Consider the following 14,335-nt stretch of genomic DNA (forward strand, 5'->3'; position numbering starts at 1 on the left):
ACGCTAATAATAAAAACGGTTTTCCCTATGCAGCAGAGCCTCAGCCTCGATACGTTCAGTGATTTGATCGGCAACCTCTATCAGGGACCGCTGGAAACCATTCCCTGGGCGACCTTTCTCAACCAGCTCAATGTGTACCTGGAAAGCAAGTACGTGACCTTCATCCTGCGTCCGCCCAGCGCGCATGTGGATGGCTTGATGGTCAACACCACTGGCACGTCGACCGAGGCGACCGCGTCGTATAACAAACACTTTTTCACCCTCGACCCGTTCGTCGACCTGCCCAACCGCCAAGTGGTGACCCTCGCCGAGTTCGTGTCCAACGACGATTGGCAGCACTCGGAGTTCTACAAGAATTTCCTCGAACCGGTGGATGTGTTCCACATCCTAGGCGCCGACATCAACACCTGCGACGGCGCCCAGTGCCGTATCCGCATCAGTCGCGGACGCGATGACAAGGCCTTCGGCAACGAAGAGAAAGCCTTGCTGACGCACTTCATTCCGCACCTGGAACGCTCGATCAAGATCCACATGCAGCTCAATCGCATCGAAGCCGAGCGCAACCTCTACGCCGGCGCGGTGAATCAGTTGGCGGTCGGTACGATCATCCTCGACGAGGCTGGCAAAGTGCTGCAAACCAACCAGGTCGCCGATCGGCTGATCCAGGAAAAGGACGGCATCAAACTGGTCAACGACGGCCTGCAAGTCGGTACGGCGCGAGACACTCAAGAGTTTCGACGCCTGGTGAAGCAATCGCTGCTCTCGCAAAAAAGCAGCAACCCGTCGGTGGTCGAAGCCCTGCGCGTGCAACGACCATCCGGGCGGGCGGACCTGGGGATCATCGTGCGCTCGGTGCCGTTGTCGGACTGGAGCGAAGGCAAACAATGCCCCACCGTGGTGATTTTCATCAGCGACCCGGAGCAACAATCCACCGCACCACAGGAGATCGTCCGCGCGCTGTTCGACTTCACCCCGGCCGAAACTCAACTGGCCATGTTGTTGGCCAACGGTTTGACCCTCGACGAAGCCTCCGAGGAGCTGGGCATCAGCCGCAACACCTCGCGGGCGCACCTGCGGTCAACCTTCTCCAAGACCGGCGTGACCCGCCAGACCATGCTCGTGCGGCTAATTCTGCGCAGCGTGGCGACCCTCGGTTAGCGCTCAACCTCCGCCCTCGTCCGCTCGGACGAAGGCGGCCATCCCGGCACGGCGCACAGTGGCTTCATCCCAACCAGGGGCCTGACCATGCGCAACTGTCCAACCATCCTCAAGACTGAATTGCTGGCTGAAAGCGGCTATTTTCAGATCGAAGCTTTACACCTGCAATTCAGCAACGGCCAACAGCGGGTTTACGAGCGTCTACGCGGCACCGGTTATCGCTCGGTGATGCTGGTGGCGATGCCCGATCCGCTGCATGTGTTGCTGGTCCGTGAATATGCGGTCGGTGTCGAAAAAACCGTGCTCGGCCTGCCCAAGGGCGGCGCGGAGCCTGATGAAGACTATCTGCAAGCGGCGCAACGCGAACTCTGCGAAGAGGTCGGGATGCGCGCTGCACGCCTCAGCGAACTGGGCGAACTGACCCTGGCACCGGGTCACCTGTGCCATCGCTACCGGGTGGTGCTGGCCGAACAGTTGAGTCCCTGCCAACTGGTCGGCGACGAGCCCGAACCGCTGGAATGCCTGCGCGTGCCGCTGGCGCAGATCCCCGACCTGGTGGCCCGCGGCGAACTCAATGAAGCGCGGGCCATTGCTGCACTGTTCATGGCCATGGGGGCCCTCGCCGCACGCAAAACCTGTGGGAGCGGGCTTGCTCGCGAAGGGGGCGGCACATTCAACATTGATGTCGCCTGACACACCGCCATCGCGAGCAAGCTCGGCTCCTACAGGGGAGCGAGGTCGTACGCAAATACCTGGGTTGACCCTCTAACCATGTGGGAGCCGAGCTTGCTCGCGATGAGGGCGGCACATTCAACATTGATGTCGCCTGACACACCGCTATCGCGAGCAAGCTCGGCTCCTACAGGGGATCGAGGTCGTAGGCAAATACCCGGGTTGACCCTTCCACAGGTCATTGCCGATCGGGACGAATGTCATCGGCTAGTCCATTCGGACGAAGCCACGTTCCGCCAGCCGCAATACCTTGCCTCTACAACAATAAAATCCGTGTCGAGGCTCGCTATGCGAAAAGCCACCTGTGCCCTGTTCATCATCGTCTGCGCCAGCAGCACCGCCAGCCTGTGTCAGCTGTTCAAGAACGAAGCTTACCGACCGACCTCCGCGTTCTTCAGTTGCTCGGCCAGTGCCATCAATTGCTATCCCCCGCTGGTGCGTAATCTGCTCCCATAAAAAAACCACCGGGCCTGCAAGCAAGGCCGGTGGCTTTTTGTGCTGTCGCCAGATCAGGTTGGCAAGACACCCCGCGAACGTGACAGGGTCAGCGCCAGGTCTTCGATCATGTCTTCCTGACCGCCGACGGTGCCGCGTCGACCCAGTTCCACCAGCAGCTCACGTGCGGCAATGCCGTACTTTTGCTCGGCACGTTTGGCGAACAACAGGAACGAACTGTAGACCCCGGCGTAACCCAGGGTCAGCGCATCGCGGTCGAGGCGGATCGGCTGGTCCATCATCGGCACTACCAGGTCCTCGGCAACGTCCATGATCCGGTACAAGTCGATGCCACTGTTGACGCCCATCCGCTCAAGCACCGCGACAAACACTTCGAGCGGCGTATTGCCCGCCCCTGCGCCCAGCCCCGCCACCGAACCGTCGATACGTGCGGCGCCCGCCTCGATCGCGGCAAGGGAATTGGCAATCGCCATGCCCATGTTGTGGTGACCGTGAAAACCGACTTCGGTCCCGGCACTCAGCCCTGCTCGCAATGCAGCGATTTTCTCGGTGACTTCATCAGGCAGCATGTAGCCAGCCGAGTCAGTGCAGTAAATGCAATTGGCCCCAAAACTCTCCATCAACCGCGCCTGCTCCAGCAGTTTTTCCGCGCTGACCATGTGCGCCATCATCAGAAAGCCGACGGTATCCAGGCCCATCTTCGCTGACATGCCGATGTGCTGGCCGGAGACGTCCGCCTCGGTGCAGTGTGTGGCCACACGAATGGTCGACACCCCGTGTTCATGGGCCATTCTCAAATGATCGAGGGTGCCGATACCCGGCAACAACAGCGCCGAGACCTTGGCCTGTTTCATACGCGGGATCACCGCCGCGAAGTACTCCTCGTCGCTGTGGGCGGGAAAACCGTAGTTCAGCGACGCACCGCCCAGGCCATCGCCGTGGGTGATTTCGATCAGCGGCACGCCGGCCGCATCGAGACCGGTCGCTACCGAGATCATCTGTTCCAGACTGATTTGATGCTGTTTGGCATGCATGCCGTCGCGCAGGCTCATGTCGTGCAGACGGACGCTCTTACCTTGCAAATTCATGGCAATTCTCCACTCAACGGACGGGCAGTTGCAGGGTGCCCTTGTGGGCTTCTTCGGCGAACATCTCAGCGGTGCGCAGCCCCGCAGCGGTCATGATGTCCAGGTTGCCGGCAGACTTTGGCAGGAAGTCGCCGAGGCCTTCGACTTCGATGAAAATCGACACCTTGTGCCCATCGAACACCGGGCCATTGATCAGCTTGTAGCCGGGAACATAACGCTGCACTTCCTTGACCATCTGCAACACCGAGGTGCGAATGGCGTCCTGGTTCGGTTCGTCATCCGTCAGGCAGTGGATGGTGTCGCGCATCATCAGCGGTGGCTCGGCCGGGTTGATGACGATGATTGCCTTGCCGCGTCGGGCGCCGCCGATCTTCTCGACCGCACCGGCCGTGGTGCGGGTGAATTCGTCGATGTTCTGGCGAGTGCCCGGGCCGACCGAACCGGAGGACACGGTGGCGACGATCTCGCCGTAACTCACCGACTGGACCCGCGACACTGCCGCGACCATCGGAATGGTCGCCTGGCCACCGCACGTCACCATGTTGACGTTCATCGCCAACGTCGCCGCATGTTCCTTGAGATTGACCGGCGGCACGCAGAACGGGCCGATGGCCGCTGGCGTGAGATCAATCATGATCACCCCAAGTTCGTTGAGCTTGCGGCTGTTTTCCGCGTGTACATAGGCCGACGTGGCATCGAAGGCGATGCGAATATCATCGTCGAGTACATGGGGCAGCAGCCCGTCGACGCCCTCGGCCGTGGTTTTCACGCCCAATTCACGGGCGCGTTTAAGGCCTTCGGATTGGGGGTCGACGCCGACCATCCAGACCGGCTCGATCCATTCCGATCGGTACATTTTCATCAGCAGGTCAGTGCCGATATTGCCAGGGCCGATAATGGCCGCTCTGAGTTTCTTGCTCATCCGGTTAAACCCCACAGGTCAGGCGCAGAAGGACACCTGGGCACTGCCCAGGCCATCGATGGTCAAGGAAAAAAGGTCGCCCGCACGCGCAGGCTCCAGCGGCACCAAAGAGCCTGAGAGAATGATTTCCCCGGCCTTGAACGGAATACCGAAAGCACCCAAAGTGTTGGCCAGCCAGGCCACGGCCGTCAGCGGATTACCCTGCACTGCCGAGCCCAAACCTTCGCTGAGAGGCTCGCCATTCTTGAACACACGCATGCGCAAGTTGGGCAAATCCAGCGTCCGTGGATCGACCTGAACATCGCCCAGCACGAACACACCGCAAGAGGCGTTGTCGGCGACGGTGTCTTGTATGCGGATCCGCCAGTCATGAATCCGTGAGTCGACTATCTCGAAGCAAGGCATCACGTATTCGGTGGCTTCCAGCACGTCGGCTTCGGTAACACCGGGGCCGATCAGATCGTGCTTGAGCTTGAAGGCAATCTCGCCCTCGGCGCGGGGCTGGATCAGCTTGTTCGCGGACAGGGAGATTTGCGCGTCATTGGCGAACGACATCTGCCGGGTGATGAAGCCGAAATCCGGCTGATGCACGTTGAGCATTTGCTGGACCGCCGCCGACGTCACGCCGATTTTCTTGCCGACTATCCGGTCACCGGCGGCCACCCGGCGTTCGATGCTGTAGAGGGAAATATGGTAGGCGTCTTCGATGCTGATCGATGGCCAGCGCTCGGTCAGCGGCGCGAGGGTGGTGCCGCTCAGCAACGCCTGATAGAGCTCTTCGCCGTATTGATGGCGCAGTTGTTCACTCATGAGCGAGCCTCCTCAAAGAACGCCAGGCACTCGCGGTTGAACAGTTCACGGTGCTCGACCATCACCCAATGCCCGCATTCGCTTAGCAGGACAAAGCGAATGTTCTGGCAGTGTTGCATCATCGTTTGCGCGCCAGACACCGGGCAGAATTTGTCGTTCATGCCCCAGAAACCGAGGATCGGACACTGCAACTCGCCGAGGCGCGAGGTCATGTTCGGCACTTGCATGGTCGACAACACGCAGACCGGTTGCTGTCGCACCACTGCGACCCGCTCATTGACCGTCTCGTCGCTGATCAAGGACTCATCGAACAGTTGCAGCGCCAACAGCCGGCGCATTCCGCCCGCATCGTGCAGTTCACCCTTGGCGAAGGCCGCACCCATTTTCTGGATGCCTTCCATCTGCAAGTAATACTGTTCTTTTTCCATCAGGCCGCCGGGCGCCATCAGCACCAGCCGGCTGACCCGCTGTGGCTGGTCGAGGGCCAGTTTGATCGCGATCGCACCGCCCAGAGAATTGCCGACCAGCACGCATCGCTGGATATCCAGGGCATCGAGCAAATCGCTCAAGGCGGCGACAAAGAAGTCCAGGGTGTAGAGGGTGTCTGGCTTATCTGAAGCGCCATAACCCGGCAGGTCCGGGACGATGGTCCGGTAGCCTGCCGCGGCAAACACCGGGTAGTTCTGCTTGAAGTTGCTGTGACCGCTGGCGCCCGGCCCGCTGCCGTGAATGAAAATCACCGGCTCGCCGCTGCCGATGTCACGCCCGCCGATATCCAAGTAGTGCAGCTGCAAACCATCCGGCAGCGTAACGAAGTGCCCTTGCGCTGATGCGTCCATAAGGTGTCCTCCCGGCCTATTGTTGTCGCCGGATTATTCCGAGAGCCCGGGCAAACAACATCGTCCGACAGGACTACGCTGCCCTAGTCTTTTCGGACGTTGGCTGCCGGGTGCCACGCACCTAGCATCGACAGCATTCCCGAGCGACAGAACGAGGCATCCCATGCTTGATCCGATGGACTTTCGCGGCAAAGTGGTACTGGTCACCGGCGGTGGCAAAGGCGTCGGTCGCGGCATCAGTCAGCGTTTTCTCGACTGTGGTGCCGACGTGGTGATCTGCGGTCGCGAAGCACCGGACACCCTGCCTGCCAGTGCTGGGCGCGAGGCGCTGTTTCTGCCCTGCGACCTGCGGGATGTCGAGCAGTCCGGGCAGTTGATCGACAGTATCGTCGAGCGTTTCGGTCGCCTCGATGTATTGGTCAACAATGCCGGAGGCTCACCGAATGCCGACGCGGCCAGTGCCTCGCCGCGTTTTAGCGAAGCGATCATCCGCCTCAACCTGTTGGCGCCGCTGAATCTCTGTCAGCAGGTCAATCAGGTGATGCAGGCGCAAACCGACGGTGGCGCAATCATCAATATTTGCAGCGTCAGCGCGACGCGTCCCTCGCCCGGCACTGCCGCTTATGGTGCGGCCAAGGCCGGGCTGCTGAACCTGACCGGTTCGCTGGCGGTGGAATGGGCACCCAAGGTGCGGGTCAACGCTGTGACGGCCGGGTTGATTCTCACCGAGCAGGCGGCCATGCATTATGGCGATCAGGCGGGCATTGCCCGGGTGGCGGCGACCATCCCGCTGCAACGCCTGGCGGCTCCGGAAGACATCGGCGATACCTGTCTGTATCTGGCATCAACGTTGGCACGTTATGTCAGCGGCGCGGACATCACCGTGCACGGCGGTGGCGAACGTCCCGCGTTTCTCGACGCGGCACAATCCAATTGAACAACAGGAATTCCAACATGCCCGCGATTGCCCGCCACAGCGTCTTGCTCGACCTCACCCCACAAGCCGCGTGGGCCAGACTGCGCGACCTGAGCCTCGCCCCGCATTACGTGCCGGGGCTGACCGGTTGCCAGTTTCATCCCGGTGCACGCGAAGGGCTCGGCGCCAGTCGCCGGGTGTTCCGCAAGGGGGGGCAGTGGCTGGATGAGAGCGTGGTGCAATGGCAGGAAGGTGTCGGTTTCGTGCTGATTTTGCACAAGGCCAGCGACGGCGCGCCCTTCCCGTTCCGCGAGGCCAGCTTCAGTTATGCCTTGCAGGCAGAGGGTGACGCGACGCGCATCACCACCCAAATGAACTACAGCCTGCGCGGTGGCCGACTGGTGGAATGGTTGCTGGCGAAGGCGTTCAACAACGTCGTGCGCCAGATCGCCGAGAACCTCAAGGCCTTCTACGAAACCGGGCGGACGCAGAATCGCGACTTGCTCGCCGCCACACCTCAGGAACGCGCCCTGTAGCAGCTGCCGAGCCTGCGAGGCTGCGTTCGGTTTGGGCCGCATTCGGACGCAGCAGTCGTAAAATCAGGCACCTCGGTCTTCCAGGTAAACCGCGTGCACAGGATTTACGACTGCTTCGCAGCCGAACGCAGCCTCGCAGGCTCGGCAGCTGCTACAGGGTTTTATGCGTGTCTTTGGGGGGTTAGGTTCGCCTCGCTCCAATAGGCTTTCATCGAGCGAATCTTGCCGTCGGCATCGAACTCCATCACGTCGATCACATGAAGCGAACACGGTTGCCCGGCCCATTGCATATCGACCCGAAACGGCATCGCCCCACAACCGTTCAACGTCGCCCGAACCGGGCCGGTCAGGGTCGCCGAGACTTTGCTCGCCCCCAGCCCCTCACGGTAGAAGCGTTCGATGGCGACAAGGCCCCGAATCGGCGGTTGGCCGACTGGGTCTTCGACTACCGCGTCCTGACCATACAGCGCAACGATCCCGTCGATGTCACCGGCGTCCACCAATTCCACATAACGCGCCATAGTCGCTTGAACCTGTTGTGCACTGACCATTCAGACCACCTCGAACAGTGCGGCGGCACCCATGCCGCCGCCGATGCACATACTCACCACCACGTAACGCAATCCGCGGCGCTGCCCCTCGACCAACGCGTGACCGACCATCCGCGCACCGGACATACCGAAAGGATGGCCCACCGAAATCGCGCCGCCATTGACGTTCATGTGTTCAGCGGGAATGCCCAGGGTGTCGCGGCAATACAGCACCTGACAGGCGAACGCCTCGTTCAACTCCCAGAGGCCAATGTGATCCACGGTCAGGCCATGGCGCTTGAGCAGTTTCGGGATGGCGTAGACCGGGCCGATGCCCATCTCGTCGGAGTTGCAGCCGGCGACCGCCATCCCGCGATAAATCCCCAGCGGCTCCAGGCCACGCTTCTCGGCCAATTTGGCACTCATCAACACCGAGGCTGAAGCACCGTCGGACAGTTGCGAGGCGTTGCCGGCCGTGATGAAGCGGCCCTTTTCACTCCATTGACCGCCCGGCCACACCGGTTCCAGCGCACTCAGGCTTTCGCGGGTGGTGTCGATGCGGTTGCACTCGTCGCGAAGCAAGGTGACGGTTTCGTAGCGGGTTTCGCCACTGGCCTTGTCGACGATCGCCTTGCGGCTGGTCAGTGGCGCGAGTTCACGGTCGAACAATCCATTACTCTGGGCCAGCGCGGTACGCACCTGGCTCTGATAGCTGTATTCGTCCTGTTCCTCGCGGGAAATCCCGTAGCGTGCGGAGACGATCTCGCCGGTTTCGATCATTGGGATATAAGCGTGCAGATCCAGCTCAATCACCGAGGCTGACTGGTTGCGGTACAGGTTCTTGTGCTTGTTCTGCACCAGCGAAATCGACTCCAGGCCACCGGCCACGGCAATGTCGATTTCGTCGCACATGATGCCTTTGGCGGCCATGGCAATGCTCATCAGCCCCGATGAACACTGGCGCTCGACCGCCATCCCGGCGACCGAGGTCGGCAAGCCGCCGGCAATCGCGCACAGACGCCCCAGGTTATAAGACTGCGTGCCCTGCTGCGCTGCCGCGCCGATGATCACATCGTCCACTTCGCCCGGCTCGATGCCGGCGCGACGCACAGCTTCGCGCACCACATGGCCGCCGAGCTGCGGGGCGTCAGTGTCATTGAATGCACCGCGAAAGGCTTTGCCGATCGGGGTACGTGCGGTCGAAACGATGACGGCTTCTTTCATGCTGGATTCCTCGAATGTTCTGCTAAAGGGTTCACGCGGGGTAGTAACGGCTGATGGTGTCGACCACACAGCCGGGACGTTCCTCGCCATCGATTTCGACGCTGACGCGAATGGTCGCCTGAACGCCGCCCTTGACCTCCTCGACCGCCATCAATTGCGCACTGCCGCGCACCCGCGAGCCAACACGCACCACCGTGGGAAAGCGCACCCGCTCGCAGCCATAATTGACACCCATGGCAATGCCGCGTACCTCGACGATCTGCGGTAAAAACAGATTGACCAACGCCAAGCTTAGATAGCCATGGGCGATGCAGGCGCCGAAGGGACCGCTGGCTGCCTTGAGCGGATCGACGTGAATCCACTGGTGATCACCGGTCGCCTCGGCGAACCGGTCGATGCGGTCCTGCGCGAGAACCAGCCAGTCGCTGACGCCCAGCACCTCTCCCACGGCATCGTGCAAGGCAAGGGGCGTGTCGAAAATACGTGGCATGCTCACGCCCTCTGACTGGAAACCGACAACACTTCGCCGGTCATGTAAGAACTGTAGTCGCTGGCCAGAAACATCATCACGTTGGCCACTTCCCAAACCTCGGCGGCACGACCAAACGCCTCGTTGGCGGCGAGTTGATCAAGCACTGCCTGAGGGGCGGACTTACGCAGGAAATCGTGCAACGCAATGCTCGGGCTCACCGCGTTGATGCGGATTCCGTAGTCGGCGGCCTCGACCGCGGCGCAACGGGTCAACGCCATGACCCCGGCCTTGGCCGCGGCGTAGTGCGACTGCTCTTTCTGCGCCCGCCAGCCCAGCACCGAAGCGTTGTTGACGATGACCCCGGCACGCCGCTCGATCATCCTCGGCAACATCGCACGGGTCATGCGCATGGTGCCGGTAAGCGTCACATCGAGGACCCGGTTCCACTCCTCATCCGTCATGTCCACCAGCAGCCGTGAACCACCAAGACCGGCGTTGTTGATCAGCACATCGACACCCTGCAGATCGCGCTCGGCGCAGGCAATCAGCTGTTGAACCTGAGCTTCGTCAGCGACATTGCAGACCTGACCGAAGACCTGTTGCAGACCGGTCGTTTCGCGGATTTTCGACACTGCTTCTGCCAGCCGGCCTTCATGGATATCGCTGATCATCAAGGCGCGGCAACCCTCCTCGGCGGCACGCACCGCGGCGGAAAAACCGATACCGGCCCCCGCCGCCGCAGTGATCAGCACCGACTTGTCACGCAGCAAACCGTGACCCGCAACATAGTGAGGAACAGACATGGAAAACTCCTTGGTCAGGTGCGCAGGCGCGGTTCTTTGGGCATTCCCAGGGCGCGCTCGGCGATGATGTTGCGCTGGATCTCGTTGCTGCCGCCGTAGAGAGTGTCGGCGCGACTGAACAGGTACAGCGATTGCAAACGGGTGAGTTGGTAAGGCGCGGCCTCAAGCAGTTCGGCCTCGGCGCCGAGGACGTCCATCGCCAGCTTGCCGAGGCTGGCGTGCCAGGTGGACCAGAACAGTTTGTAGATGGTCGCTTCCTTGCGCAGCGAACCGTCCTGCGCCCCGGACAGCATGCGTAGCGAGTTGTAGCGCATGATCCGCAGCCCGCTCCAGGCTTCGGCCAGGCGCTGGCGCAGGATCGGGTCGCGCGCGGCGCCATTGATCCGGGCGATGGCGATGATTTCATTCAGTTCATTGTGAAATTGCATCTGCTGGCCGAGGGTCGATACCCCGCGCTCGAATCCGAGCAACGCCATCGCGATCTTCCAGCCCTCACCCGGCGCGCCGATGATATTGGCGGCGTCGGTGCAGGCATCATCGAAGAACACTTCGTTGAACTCGCAGGTGCCTGTGAGCTGCTCGATCGGCCGCACGGTAATCTTCGTCTGGGCCATGGGCACCAGCAAGAAGGACAAGCCGCGATGGCCAACGCTGCCCGGTTCAGTGCGGGCGATCACAAAACAATAGTCCGACTCATGGGCCAGGGAGGTCCAGACTTTTTGTCCGTTGATCACCCAAGTGCCGCGGGCTTCATCAAGCACCGCGCGGGTCTTGACGTTGGCCAGGTCGGACCCGGCCCCCGGCTCTGAATAACCCTGGCACCAGAAGGACGTGCCGTTGACGATGCCTGGCAAAAAGCGCTGTTGCTGCTCGGCAGTGCCGAACGCGGCAATGGTCGGTCCGGCCAGCCCTTCGCCGATATGCCCCATGCGTCCCGGGCCGCCAGCGCGGGCATACTCTTCGTGGAAAATCACTTGCTGGCTGATCGACAGACCACGCCCACCGTGCTCCGGCGCCCAGCCCACACACGTCCAGCCGCCCTCGGCGAGTTTGCGTTCCCAGGCTTTGCGCTCCTCGGGAAACATGTGTTCGTCACCCGGGCCGCCGCGAAAACGCAGGGGCTCGAATTCACCGCACAGGTTAGCGCTCAACCAGTCGGCCACTTCCTGACGGAAGCATTCGTCCTGTTCGCTGAAACTGATTTTCATGGCTGCTCCCCAAGAATCGCCACGGCAATGCGCTCTCGATGCCGGGCAGGTGCACCGAGAAAGCTTTCGCTGGCGCGGGCGCGTTTGAAGTAGAGGTGCGGGTCGTATTCCCAGGTGAAACCAACGCCGCCGTGCAACTGGATCGACTCGGACGCGCAGTGGAAATAGGTTTCGGAGCACTGCGCCTTGGCCAGCGCCGCCGCCAGCGGCAGCTCGGCGGCCACCTGCGGGTCGCCTTCAGGATCGAGGACTTCCTGGGCCACGCAAGCCGCGTAATAACTGGCCGAACGTGCGCATTCGACCTGCAGCATCATGTCGGCGGCGCGGTGTTTGAGCGCCTGGAAACTGGCGATGGGTCGACCGAACTGCTGGCGTTCCTGCATATAGGCAACGCTCAGGTCGAGCACCTGCTGCGCGCCACCGGTCTGTTCGGCAGCCAGGCCGATGCAAGCCAGTTGCAGCATCCGCTCCAGGTGCGGCCAGCCCGCGCCGAACTCACCGAGCAGGCAGTCAGCGCTGAGGTACAGCCCCTTGAGCTGAACCCGCGCCTGACGCCGGGTCTGGTCCATGGTCGGCAACATTTGACGCTCGATCCCTGCCCGGTCCGCGTCCACGGCGAACAGGCTGATGCCCGCCTCGCCGCTCGATCCGGGAACCCGTGCGGCGATGATCAAGAGCTCAGCGCTGTGCCCGTCGAGCACATGATTGAGGGTTCCATCCAGCACAAAACCCTCGCCCTCGGTCACCACCGTGGCCTGAACATCCTTGGCCGCCCAGCCGTTGGCGCTGCTGAAGGCCAACGTAGCGGTGAGACTGCCGTCGGCGATCAACGGCAGCCAGCGTTGTTTTTGTTGTTCATTGGCGGCCAGCAACAGCGCTGGCGTGGCCATGCAGGCGGTGGCGAAGAACGGTGAACACAGCAAGCGCCGACCCATCTGTTCCAGCAAAATCGACAGCTCGACAAAGCCCAGTCCCAGGCCGCCGTACGCTTCGGGAATATGAATCGCCGGCCAGTACATTTCGCGGCAGAGGCGCTGCCACAGCGCCTCGTCAAAACCTCGCTCGCTGACCATCGCCGCTCGCACGGCGGCAGAATCCGAGACATCGGCGAGAAAGCCCTCGGCCGATGCGCGGATCATTTCCTGTTCGTCGCTGAATGCAAACTCCATCGCGGCGCCTTCTGCTCGTTAGGCGGGGCACGCATGAAGCGACACCCCTCTGGCCTTCGAGTTTGGTGTCAGCGGCACACGACAGAAACGTCAGCCCTGCCTAGTCCGAATGGGCGATGCCGAGCCGGTTACGAGCAAGCCTTCACTCTGACCTCGGTATCGGTTCAGCCGATAGAAGCCTGCGAATTATCGATTTGAGCTGGCGCCGGCGTCCCCCGAGTATGGGGCCACCTCCAACAACAAAAACAAAGGACCCGCCATGACTGCCCGATTCCACAATCCAGTTGATACACGTTTCGGCTGGGGCAGCCTTCTCGAGCTTGCCTCTATCACCGAAAACCAAAAGGTCGCACTTGTCACTTTTCCCGAAGCTCGCGGGCTGGGATTGGTCGATCGTATTGAGGACCTGCTGGGCGACCGATTGGTGTACGTCATCGAGGATGTCCAGCCCAATCCGGACGTGGCTCAACTGCGCGACACGTATGAACGCTTTTGGCAGGAGGCCGGCGAATGCCACGCAGTCATCGCTGTGGGCGGGGGCAGTGCCATCGACACCGCCAAGGCGTTGATCGTGGGCACCGAGTCGGGGCGTTTTGATGAATTGCTCGCGTTGCTGGCAACGGGTAAACCCTTCGTCCCGGCGCGTAGCAAGTTACTGATTGCGGCCCCGACCACGGCGGGTACCGGCAGTGAAGTTACCCCTTGGGCCACCATCTGGGACTCGGCCAGCCACAAGAAATACTCTCTGCACCTGGACAGCACCTGGCCGAAAGTGGCCATTGTCGATCCGCAGTTAATGCTGACGGTTCCGGCGGGGGTCACTGTTTCAACGGGCCTGGATGCCCTGTCTCATGCGCTGGAGTCGATCTGGAACATCAATGCCAACCCGATCTCGGACACCTTCGCCATCTCCGCCATCGAGGACATCCTGGAATGCCTGCCGCTGCTGCGTCATGACTTGTCCAGCAGGGAGCTACGTTCGCGCATGGCATTGGCTGCACTCAAGGCAGGGTTGGCATTCTCCAATACCAAAACTGCACTGGCCCATTCGATCTCTTACGAAATGACCCTGCGCTACGGCCTGCCGCATGGTATCGCCTGCTCCTTCACTCTGCCGCTGGTGTTGGGCCTCGCCTGGGGCCACGACGAAGCGCGCGACCGAACCCTTCAGCGAATATTCGGCAACGACCTGCAGGGCGCTCAAGACCAATTGCGCGAGTTCCTGCATAGCCTGGGAGTCAAGACGGAGTTTGCCGACTACGGTGTAACGCCATCGGAAGCCGAGGAAATGATCCATTTCGCGATGCAGGGCGCCAGAGGCAAAAACTTCATCGGCTCACAGGCGGCCTAGCGCCTGCCAACCCCAACCAAGCACTGTCAGCGGCGTGACGAGCCGCGACGATTTCCTGCCGCACCCACAAAAGAGTGCACCCTCCTACGCCATTCGGGGGGACCGAACAATAATAAGGAAA

At 61.5% G+C, this 14,335-nt stretch carries 16 protein-coding genes; 6 read left to right on the top strand and 10 right to left on the bottom strand.

The window, feature by feature from the left end:
• Nucleotides 1-27: 27 nt before the first annotated feature.
• The 3 genes from CKW16_RS11480 to CKW16_RS32290 all read left to right on the top strand — a co-directional run bounded on the left by CKW16_RS11480 (nucleotide 28) and on the right by CKW16_RS32290 (nucleotide 2,346).
• Nucleotides 28-1,158: a helix-turn-helix transcriptional regulator gene (locus CKW16_RS11480; protein WP_046054842.1), complete on the top strand. Its 1,131-nt coding sequence runs from the start codon at nucleotides 28-30 to the stop codon at nucleotides 1,156-1,158.
• Between the two features lie 87 nt (nucleotides 1,159-1,245).
• On the top strand, nucleotides 1,246-1,851 hold the full coding sequence (gene nudE / locus CKW16_RS11485; RefSeq protein ID WP_256580480.1) for an ADP compounds hydrolase NudE: 606 nt from the start codon (nucleotides 1,246-1,248) through the stop codon (nucleotides 1,849-1,851).
• A 327-nt stretch (nucleotides 1,852-2,178) separates the two neighbouring features.
• A complete protein-coding gene (locus tag CKW16_RS32290) occupies nucleotides 2,179-2,346 on the top strand; it encodes a hypothetical protein (RefSeq protein ID WP_176471540.1) in 168 nt (55 codons plus the stop codon).
• Nucleotides 2,347-2,399: 53 nt separating this feature from the next.
• On the opposite strand, the gene dmpG is transcribed toward CKW16_RS32290, so the two are convergent.
• Genes dmpG through CKW16_RS11505 form a run of 4 tightly spaced genes read right to left on the bottom strand, consistent with a single transcriptional unit; the run spans nucleotide 2,400 to nucleotide 6,005 of the window.
• A complete protein-coding gene (dmpG, locus tag CKW16_RS11490; protein WP_095128529.1) occupies nucleotides 2,400-3,434 on the bottom strand; it encodes a 4-hydroxy-2-oxovalerate aldolase in 1,035 nt (344 codons plus the stop codon).
• A 13-nt stretch (nucleotides 3,435-3,447) separates the two neighbouring features.
• Entirely contained in the window at nucleotides 3,448-4,356 is a 909-nt protein-coding gene (locus CKW16_RS11495; RefSeq protein WP_095128530.1) for an acetaldehyde dehydrogenase (acetylating), read from the bottom strand.
• Nucleotides 4,357-4,374: 18 nt separating this feature from the next.
• Nucleotides 4,375-5,166 carry a fumarylacetoacetate hydrolase family protein gene (locus tag CKW16_RS11500; RefSeq protein WP_095128531.1) on the bottom strand — a complete coding sequence of 264 codons (792 nt, stop codon included), beginning with the start codon at nucleotides 5,164-5,166 and terminating at the stop codon, nucleotides 4,375-4,377.
• Nucleotides 5,163-6,005 carry an alpha/beta fold hydrolase gene (locus CKW16_RS11505; protein ID WP_095128532.1) on the bottom strand — a complete coding sequence of 281 codons (843 nt, stop codon included), beginning with the start codon at nucleotides 6,003-6,005 and terminating at the stop codon, nucleotides 5,163-5,165. Before CKW16_RS11505 ends, CKW16_RS11500 begins: the two co-directional genes overlap by 4 nt.
• A gap of 163 nt (nucleotides 6,006-6,168) precedes the next feature.
• Here CKW16_RS11505 and CKW16_RS11510 point away from each other — a divergent pair, with 163 nt between their 5' ends.
• Together CKW16_RS11510 and CKW16_RS11515 are read left to right on the top strand one after the other, a co-directional pair.
• Nucleotides 6,169-6,942, top strand: coding sequence for an SDR family oxidoreductase (locus CKW16_RS11510; RefSeq protein WP_095128533.1), 774 nt, complete (start codon nucleotides 6,169-6,171; stop codon nucleotides 6,940-6,942).
• Between the two features lie 17 nt (nucleotides 6,943-6,959).
• The gene (locus tag CKW16_RS11515) at nucleotides 6,960-7,457 is read left to right on the top strand and encodes an SRPBCC family protein (protein ID WP_095128534.1); all 498 of its coding nucleotides are present in this window, start codon (nucleotides 6,960-6,962) and stop codon (nucleotides 7,455-7,457) included.
• Nucleotides 7,458-7,618: 161 nt separating this feature from the next.
• On the opposite strand, the gene CKW16_RS11520 is transcribed toward CKW16_RS11515, so the two are convergent.
• Genes CKW16_RS11520 through CKW16_RS11545 form a run of 6 tightly spaced genes read right to left on the bottom strand, consistent with a single transcriptional unit; the run spans nucleotide 7,619 to nucleotide 12,863 of the window.
• Nucleotides 7,619-8,008: a steroid Delta-isomerase gene (locus CKW16_RS11520; protein ID WP_095128535.1), complete on the bottom strand. Its 390-nt coding sequence runs from the start codon at nucleotides 8,006-8,008 to the stop codon at nucleotides 7,619-7,621.
• Nucleotides 8,009-9,211: an acetyl-CoA C-acyltransferase gene (locus CKW16_RS11525; protein ID WP_095128536.1), complete on the bottom strand. Its 1,203-nt coding sequence runs from the start codon at nucleotides 9,209-9,211 to the stop codon at nucleotides 8,009-8,011.
• A gap of 31 nt (nucleotides 9,212-9,242) precedes the next feature.
• On the bottom strand, nucleotides 9,243-9,701 hold the full coding sequence (locus CKW16_RS11530) for a MaoC family dehydratase (RefSeq protein WP_095128537.1): 459 nt from the start codon (nucleotides 9,699-9,701) through the stop codon (nucleotides 9,243-9,245).
• A 2-nt stretch (nucleotides 9,702-9,703) separates the two neighbouring features.
• Nucleotides 9,704-10,486 (bottom strand): SDR family oxidoreductase, encoded by a 783-nt coding sequence (locus tag CKW16_RS11535; RefSeq protein ID WP_095128538.1) that lies wholly within the window; start codon nucleotides 10,484-10,486, stop codon nucleotides 9,704-9,706.
• Nucleotides 10,487-10,500: 14 nt separating this feature from the next.
• Complete coding sequence (locus CKW16_RS11540) at nucleotides 10,501-11,694, bottom strand: acyl-CoA dehydrogenase family protein (protein ID WP_095128539.1); 1,194 nt, start codon at nucleotides 11,692-11,694, stop codon at nucleotides 10,501-10,503.
• A complete protein-coding gene (locus tag CKW16_RS11545) occupies nucleotides 11,691-12,863 on the bottom strand; it encodes an acyl-CoA dehydrogenase family protein (RefSeq protein WP_095128540.1) in 1,173 nt (390 codons plus the stop codon). The genes CKW16_RS11540 and CKW16_RS11545 overlap by 4 nt, the downstream gene beginning before the upstream one ends.
• A 259-nt stretch (nucleotides 12,864-13,122) precedes the next feature.
• Between CKW16_RS11545 and psrA the strand changes: the two genes are divergently transcribed.
• Nucleotides 13,123-14,214 carry an iron-containing alcohol dehydrogenase PsrA gene (psrA, locus tag CKW16_RS11550; RefSeq protein WP_095128541.1) on the top strand — a complete coding sequence of 364 codons (1,092 nt, stop codon included), beginning with the start codon at nucleotides 13,123-13,125 and terminating at the stop codon, nucleotides 14,212-14,214.
• Nucleotides 14,215-14,335 lie beyond the last annotated feature (121 nt).

It is taken from the genome of Pseudomonas sp. Irchel s3h14 (assembly GCF_900187425.1).
Taxonomy (GTDB): domain Bacteria; phylum Pseudomonadota; class Gammaproteobacteria; order Pseudomonadales; family Pseudomonadaceae; genus Aquipseudomonas.

Bases quoted from the DNA above. Each gene is read 5' to 3' on its own strand.
- CKW16_RS11480 (WP_046054842.1), top strand. From the start codon at position 28: ATGCAGCAGAGCCTCAGCCTCGATACGTTCAGTGATTTGATCGGCAAC.
- nudE (WP_256580480.1), top strand. From the start codon at position 1,246: ATGCGCAACTGTCCAACCATCCTCAAGACTGAATTGCTGGCTGAAAGC.
- CKW16_RS32290 (WP_176471540.1), top strand. From the start codon at position 2,179: ATGCGAAAAGCCACCTGTGCCCTGTTCATCATCGTCTGCGCCAGCAGC.
- dmpG (WP_095128529.1), bottom strand. From the start codon at position 3,434: ATGAATTTGCAAGGTAAGAGCGTCCGTCTGCACGACATGAGCCTGCGC.
- CKW16_RS11495 (WP_095128530.1), bottom strand. From the start codon at position 4,356: ATGAGCAAGAAACTCAGAGCGGCCATTATCGGCCCTGGCAATATCGGC.
- CKW16_RS11500 (WP_095128531.1), bottom strand. From the start codon at position 5,166: ATGAGTGAACAACTGCGCCATCAATACGGCGAAGAGCTCTATCAGGCG.
- CKW16_RS11505 (WP_095128532.1), bottom strand. From the start codon at position 6,005: ATGGACGCATCAGCGCAAGGGCACTTCGTTACGCTGCCGGATGGTTTG.
- CKW16_RS11510 (WP_095128533.1), top strand. From the start codon at position 6,169: ATGCTTGATCCGATGGACTTTCGCGGCAAAGTGGTACTGGTCACCGGC.
- CKW16_RS11515 (WP_095128534.1), top strand. From the start codon at position 6,960: ATGCCCGCGATTGCCCGCCACAGCGTCTTGCTCGACCTCACCCCACAA.
- CKW16_RS11520 (WP_095128535.1), bottom strand. From the start codon at position 8,008: ATGGTCAGTGCACAACAGGTTCAAGCGACTATGGCGCGTTATGTGGAA.
- CKW16_RS11525 (WP_095128536.1), bottom strand. From the start codon at position 9,211: ATGAAAGAAGCCGTCATCGTTTCGACCGCACGTACCCCGATCGGCAAA.
- CKW16_RS11530 (WP_095128537.1), bottom strand. From the start codon at position 9,701: ATGCCACGTATTTTCGACACGCCCCTTGCCTTGCACGATGCCGTGGGA.
- CKW16_RS11535 (WP_095128538.1), bottom strand. From the start codon at position 10,486: ATGTCTGTTCCTCACTATGTTGCGGGTCACGGTTTGCTGCGTGACAAG.
- CKW16_RS11540 (WP_095128539.1), bottom strand. From the start codon at position 11,694: ATGAAAATCAGTTTCAGCGAACAGGACGAATGCTTCCGTCAGGAAGTG.
- CKW16_RS11545 (WP_095128540.1), bottom strand. From the start codon at position 12,863: ATGGAGTTTGCATTCAGCGACGAACAGGAAATGATCCGCGCATCGGCC.
- psrA (WP_095128541.1), top strand. From the start codon at position 13,123: ATGACTGCCCGATTCCACAATCCAGTTGATACACGTTTCGGCTGGGGC.